Origin of the sequence: Phenylobacterium sp. (assembly GCF_036263695.1) — a bacterium.
In the GTDB taxonomy this organism is placed as follows: domain Bacteria; phylum Pseudomonadota; class Alphaproteobacteria; order Caulobacterales; family Caulobacteraceae; genus Phenylobacterium.
On sequence record NZ_DATAGM010000412.1, the window covers coordinates 1 to 6,190 of the forward strand.

The 6,190-nt window shown below is 69.6% G+C and carries 7 protein-coding genes; 2 read left to right on the plus strand and 5 right to left on the minus strand.

The features are described 5' to 3' along the window. Positions 1 to 126: 126 nt before the first annotated feature. A complete protein-coding gene (locus VHK87_RS16495; protein WP_329635980.1) occupies positions 127 to 441 on the plus strand; it encodes a GNAT family N-acetyltransferase in 315 nt (104 codons plus the stop codon). 96 nt (positions 442 to 537) lie between these two features. Here the strand turns inward: VHK87_RS16495 and VHK87_RS16500 are convergent, their stop codons facing one another. Genes VHK87_RS16500 through VHK87_RS16520 form a run of 5 tightly spaced genes read right to left on the minus strand, consistent with a single transcriptional unit; the run spans position 538 to position 5,533 of the window. Beyond that, entirely contained in the window at positions 538 to 1,857 is a 1,320-nt protein-coding gene (locus VHK87_RS16500; protein WP_329635981.1) for a folylpolyglutamate synthase/dihydrofolate synthase family protein, read from the minus strand. A gap of 51 nt (positions 1,858 to 1,908) precedes the next feature. Further along, positions 1,909 to 2,835, minus strand: a complete 927-nt coding sequence (gene accD / locus VHK87_RS16505; protein ID WP_329635982.1) for an acetyl-CoA carboxylase, carboxyltransferase subunit beta — start codon at positions 2,833 to 2,835, stop codon at positions 1,909 to 1,911. A gap of 3 nt (positions 2,836 to 2,838) precedes the next feature. After that, complete coding sequence (gene trpA / locus VHK87_RS16510) at positions 2,839 to 3,669, minus strand: tryptophan synthase subunit alpha (RefSeq protein ID WP_329635983.1); 831 nt, start codon at positions 3,667 to 3,669, stop codon at positions 2,839 to 2,841. Beyond that, entirely contained in the window at positions 3,666 to 4,880 is a 1,215-nt protein-coding gene (gene trpB / locus VHK87_RS16515; RefSeq protein ID WP_329635984.1) for a tryptophan synthase subunit beta, read from the minus strand. The genes trpA and trpB overlap by 4 nt, the downstream gene beginning before the upstream one ends. A gap of 5 nt (positions 4,881 to 4,885) precedes the next feature. Next, entirely contained in the window at positions 4,886 to 5,533 is a 648-nt protein-coding gene (locus VHK87_RS16520; RefSeq protein WP_329635985.1) for a phosphoribosylanthranilate isomerase, read from the minus strand. Positions 5,534 to 5,650: 117 nt separating this feature from the next. Here VHK87_RS16520 and VHK87_RS16525 point away from each other — a divergent pair. Next, positions 5,651 to 6,190: hemerythrin domain-containing protein (locus tag VHK87_RS16525; RefSeq protein ID WP_329635986.1), on the plus strand; the 540-nt coding region annotated here is incomplete at its 3' end.

Below are 6,190 nucleotides of genomic sequence, written 5' to 3' on the forward strand. Positions count from 1 at the left end.
TCGGGGCCATGCCCAAGAATAAGATCTTGGAGTGGCTCTCCGAATCCGGCGTCCAGAGCGCCGCCTAAGCCTCGCGTTTCAGCGCCCCGGTCCATCGGCCGGGGCGTTTCTCTTCCGGAGCGGCTCATGAGCACCGAAGACCTGACGGTGGTGAACAACGCTGAGGACGGCCGGTTTGAGGTCAGCGTCGGAAACGATGTCGCCTTCGCCGAATACCGCCGCCTCTCCAACGGCATCCTGTTCCCGCACACCGAGGTTCCGCAGGCCTTCGAAGGCAAGGGCGTGGGCAGCAAGATCGTCCGCGCTGCGCTCGACTGGGCGAGGGCTGAAGGCCAGAAGGTGATGCCCACCTGCCCCTTCGTTGCCGGCTACATCCAGAAGCACCCCGAGTACCACGACCTGGTGCACGAGCAGTACCGCTCGACGCTCGGGCTGGCTTAATCTCAACCGCTCACCCCGGCGAAAGCCGGGGCCCATCCCGCCGCTCCGCAGACACAGGCTCAGCCTGGATTCCGGCTTCCGCCGGGATGAGCGGGGTCATGTGGGCCAGGTCTCGGGGCTCATCGCCAGCACCTCGCCGGCGAAGTGGAGGCCGCCGCAGATGAGGATGTGCGGGGCGGGGCCGGGCAGGGCGAGGGCCTTCTTCACCGCTTCGACCACATCGGGGGCCGTTTCGGCGGGCAGGCCCACCTCGCGGGCGGCCTCCGCCAAGGTCTCGGCCGGCGAGGCGTTGGCGGACTCGAACACCGTCGTGAAGACCTGCGGCTCCAGGTCGGCGAAGGGGGCGAAGAAGCCCTGGGCGTCCTTGCGGGCGTACATGGCCGCGATCAGCGCCAGCGGGCGGCCGTCGCGGGCCAGCATCCGCCGGCAGGTCTCCGCCAGCGCCCGGCCGGCGTGCGGGTTGTGGCCGCCGTCGAGCCACAGGTCGGCGCCCCGGGCCTTGGCGAGTTCGCCGAGCGGGCCGGCGGTCAGGCGCTGGAACCTCGCCGGCCAGACTGCGGAGCTGACGCCGCGCGCCAGGGCGTCCTCGTCTATGCGCGGATCGCCCCAGGTCAGGGCGGCCATCACCGCCACCCCGGCGTTCTCGAACTGGTAGGTCCCGGGAAGGCTCGGGGCCGGCAGGTCAAGCAGCCGGTCAGGGGTCTGCACCAGCAGCCGGCCCCGCTCTTCCCAGGCGTCGAAGTCGCGGCCCATCAGCAGCAGATCCGAGCCCAACTCGGCCGCCTCGGCCTCGATGACCTCGAGCGCCTCCTCCATCTGCCGGGCGACCACCACCGGCCGGCCGGCCTTGATGATCCCGGCCTTCTCCCAGGCGATCTTGGACAGCTCCGGCCCCAGCATCTCCAGGTGATCGTAGTCCACCGGCGTGATGACGCTGACCTGGGGCGCCTCGAAGACGTTGGTGGAATCGAAGCGGCCGCCCAGGCCCACCTCTATCACGGCTACATCGGCCGGCTCGCCCGCGAAGGCGACGATGGCCATGGCGGTCAGCATCTCGTTAAAGCTGATCGGCTGGTCGGCGTTGGCGGCGATCATCCGTTCGATCAGCGCCCGCAGCTCGGCCTCGCTGATCAGCTGGCCGGCCAGGCGGATACGCTCTGCGAACCGGACCAGGTGCGGCGAGGTCAGCACGTGGGCGCGCAGGCCCGCGGCCTCGGCGATGGCGCGCAGATTGGCGGTTGTGGAGCCCTTGCCGTTGGTGCCGGCCACGTGGATCACCGGCGGCAGCTTGTCCTGCGGCCGGCCGAGCTCGCCCAGCAGCCGCTCGATGCGGCTGGTGGACAGATCGATCAGGCTCGGGAAGCGCTCGCGCAGCCGCGCGATCAGCGCATCGAAGGCGCGGATTTCGTCATACATGGTTGGGCTCTCCGCCCCCTCTGGGGAGGGGGACTGCCGCCTTAGCGCAGACTAGGCGGCCTTGGAACGCGAACGCCCCATCATCAGGGTGGAGAGGATCGAGCCGAGAGTCTGGGGGATCTCCGGGCGGCGGACGACCTTGTCGACCTGGCCCCGCTCCAGCATGAACTCCGCGCGCTGGAAGCCCGGCGGCAGGGTCTCGCGGATGGTCTGCTCGATCACCCGGCGGCCCGCGAAACCGATGGTGGCGTTGGGCTCGGCCAGGTGGACGTCGCCCAGCATGGCGTAGGAGGCGATCACCCCGCCCGTCGTCGGGTCGGTGTGGACCACGATGTAGGGCAGGCCCTTGGCCTTGACCTCGTTTACCGCCAGCGTGGTGCGGGCCATCTGCATGAGGGACAGGGTCCCTTCCTGCATCCGCGCTCCACCGGAGGCGGTGAATATCACCAGTGGGACGTCGCGGGCGATGGCCTCGTGGGCGGCCTTGATGAAGGCCTCGCCGGCGGCGGAGCTCAGAGACCCCCCCATGAAGGCGAAGTCCTGGACCACCACCAGCGTCGGCTGGCCCTGGATCTTGCCGAAGGCGATGGACATGCAGTCGTATTCGCCGGTGGCCTTGCGCGCGGTTTTAAGCCGCTCGGCGTAGGGCCGCTCGTCGGGGAACTTCAGCGGATCTTCCGGCGCGTGGGGCGCGGCGATCTTCTCGTACTGCCCGTCGTCGAAGGTGTACTTCAGGCGCAGCGCCGCGCCGATGCGCATGTGGCTGCCGGCCGGGGTGACCCACTGGGCCGCCTCCAGGTCGGGCCGATAGATCATCTCGCCCGTGTCAGGGCATTTGACCCAGAGGTTCTCGGGCGTTTCGCGCTTGGCGAAGGCGTTGCGGACCCCGGGCGCGATGCGGGCCAGCCAGCCGACCCGTTCCCTCGGGGCCTGGGGGGGCCGGCCCGGCTTGTCGTTTCGTTGCTCAGCCATCGCCATGGTTCACACCGCAACTCCGACTCGCGCGAAGCGCACAGCCTTAGACAAGGTTTCCGCTTTTGAAAGCACCCTTGTTGTCACGCTTTCGTTGACGGCCAGGCCCTCGGCGATCTCGTCCACCAAGGCCGAGCCGACCACGGAGCCGTCGGCGATGCGGGCGATCGCCGCCGCCCGCTCAGGCGTGCGGATGCCGAAACCCACCGCAACGGGCATTCCGCTGGCGGCTCGGATGCGGGCGACTTCTGGGGCGACGACGGCCTCGTCGGCCTCCTTCACCCCGGTCACCCCGGCCACGGACACGTAGTAGACGAAGCCCGAGGCGCGCCTCAGCACCACCGGCAGGCGCTTCTCGTCGGTGGTCGGCGTGGTCAGGAAGATCAGCGACAGGCCGACGGCGTCGAGCGCATCGGCGAGCGGGTCGGCCTCCTCGGCCGGGCAGTCGACGACGATCACGCCGTCCACGCCGGCGTCGGCGGCCGCAGCGGCGAACTCGCCGAAGCCCAGGCTGACGATCAGGTTGAGGTAGCCCATCAGGATCAGCGGCGTCGTCTGGTCGCCCAGCCGGAAGTCGCGGACGATCTGCAAAGTGCCCTCGAGCGTCATGCCGGCCGCGAGCGCCCGCTGGGCGGCGCGCTGGATGGGCGGCCCCTCGGCGACCGGATCGGAGAAGGGAAAGCCCAGCTCAATCAGGTCCGCGCCGGCGCCGGGCAGGCCCTTGAGGATCTCCAGCGAGGTCTGCGCGTCCGGGTCGCCGGCCATCACATAGGCGACGAAGGCCGCGCGGCCTTCCGCCTTCAGCGCCGCGAAGCGGGCTTCGATCCGCTCTCTGCTCAAATCTGCCGCCCCAGATGCGCGGCGACCGTCGCCACATCCTTGTCGCCCCGGCCCGACAGGTTCAGCACCACAATGCCGTGCTTGCCAACCTCGGCGCAGACCTCCGGCAGGCGGGCCAGCGCGTGCGAGGACTCGATCGCCGGAAGAATGCCTTCGAGCTCGGCGCAGAGCTGAAAGGCGGCCAGCGCCTCGGCGTCGGTGGCCGTCAGGTACTTGGCGCGCCCGACTTCGTGCAGGAAGGCGTGCTCGGGCCCGATCCCGGGGTAGTCCAGGCCCGCCGAGATCGAGTGGGCCTCGGTGATCTGGCCCTCCGGGTTCTGCAGCAGGTAGGTCATGTTGCCGTGCAGGACGCCCGGGCGGCCGCCGTTGATCGCCGCCGCGTGCCTATCGGTGTCGACGCCCTCGCCCGCCGCCTCGACGCCGAAGATCTTCACGTCGTCGTTCAGGAACGGATAGAACAGGCCGATGGCGTTCGAGCCGCCGCCGACGCAGGCGACCACGGCGTCCGGCAGCCGGCCCTCGGCCGCCAGGCACTGCTCACGCACCTCTTCGCCGATCACCTTCTGGAAGTCGCGGACCATGGCCGGATAGGGGTGCGGGCCCGCCGCCGAACCGATCAGGTAGTAGGTGTCGTGGACGTTGGTGACCCAGTCGCGCAGGGCCTCGTTCATGGCGTCCTTCAGCGTCGCCGAGCCCGAGTGCACCGGCCGCACCTCGGCGCCCAGGAGGTTCATCCGGAAGACGTTGGGCTTCTGCCGCTCCACGTCCACCGCGCCCATGTAGACGACGCACTTGAGGCCGAAGCGGGCGCAGACCGTGGCGGTGGCGACGCCATGCTGGCCGGCGCCGGTCTCGGCGATGATCCGGGTCTTGCCCATCCGCATGGCCAGCAGGATCTGGCCGAGGCAGTTGTTGATCTTGTGCGAGCCGGTGTGGTTCAGCTCCTCGCGCTTCAGGTAGACGCGAGCACCGAAGCGCTCCGACAGCCGCTCGGCGAAATAGAGCGGCGAGGGCCGGCCGGCGTACTGCCGCAGCAGCCCGCCGAGCTCGGCCTGGAAGCCCTCGTCCGCCTTGGCCGCGCTGTAGGCCGCGTCCAGGTCATGGACCAGGGGCATCAGCGTCTCGGGCATGTAGCGCCCGCCGAACCGGCCGAAGCGGCCGGCCGCGTCCGGATAGGCCGTGTAGTCGTTGGGTTTGGCGGGGACGTTCAAAGGGCTCAGGTTTTTCGGACGGCGTCGAGGAACGCGGCGATCAAAGCGGGGTCCTTTAGTCCGGGTCCGCGCTCCACGCCAGAGGAAACGTCCACCACCGGCGCGCCGGAGAGGCGCACGGCGTCGGCCACATTCCAGGGATCCAGCCCCCCGGCCAGGAACCAGGGGCGGGCGAAGCGGCGTCCGGCCAGCAGCGTCCAGTCGAAGGGCGAGCCGTGGCCGCCCGGCCGGTCCGAGTCCTTCGGCGCCTTGGCGTCGAACATCAGGTGATGAGCCGCGCCCTCGTACTGGCCGGCCGCATCGATGTCGCGGGACTCCGAGACCGACAGCACCTTGATCACCTCGGCGCCGGCCCGCTGGCCGACCTCGCGGGCGCGGCTGGGGCTCTCCTTGCCGTGCAGCTGGATCAGGTCGGGGGCGAGCCCCTCGCGGATCTCGTCCACCAGGGCGTCGCTGGGATCCACCGTCAGGGCGACGATCTTGGCCTTTCCCCGCAGCGGCTCGGCCAGCCGCGCCGCATCGCCCATCTTCAGCGCCCGCGGAGAGGCCGGGAAGAACACGAACCCCAGGTACTCGGCGCCTCCCTCCAGCGCGGCGCGCACGCTCTCGGGCGTGGTGACCCCGCAGATCTTGGCTTGGACGCGTCCCGGCATGGCGCCGATTAGGGCGCTCTCGCCTCTCTCCGCAAGGGGCTTCGCCTTTTGTCAGCCGCCGGAACATCGCTCCGCGATGCGGGTTGTCCGCCCGACACCCCAACGGGAGATGACCAGATGAACAACATGGCTCAAGGCGGTAATTTCGGCCGGATGGCCGCCGGCGCCGCGCTCGGCTTCGTCGCGGGGCTGGCCCTGCCGCACGCCCGCAAGGCGGTGATGCAGGCCCCGTCGGTGATGGCCGGCGACTGGGTCGAGGCGCTCACCGCCGAACACCGGCTCGTTGAGGGCCTCTTCGATCAGCTGCTGAAGACCGACGAGTCACAGGTGGTGAAGCGCGAGATGCTGCTGACCAAGATCGCATACGCCCTCTCCAAGCACGCCATCGAGGAAGAGAACGTGATCTATCCGGCGCTGATGGAAGGCGCCCGGGCCGACACCTCGCGCCACCTCACCGAGGACCACGCCAAGATCAAGACCTTCATCTACGACCTGCGCCGGATTTCCTCGTCCGACCCGCAGTGGCTGCTGCGGGCCCGCGAATTCCATCAGGAGCTGCAGCACCACATCCGCGAGGAAGAGGACGAGATCTTCCCGCAGTTCCGCAACGCCATGTCGCCCGAGGACAACGCCCGCCTGACCAAGATGATGAACTGG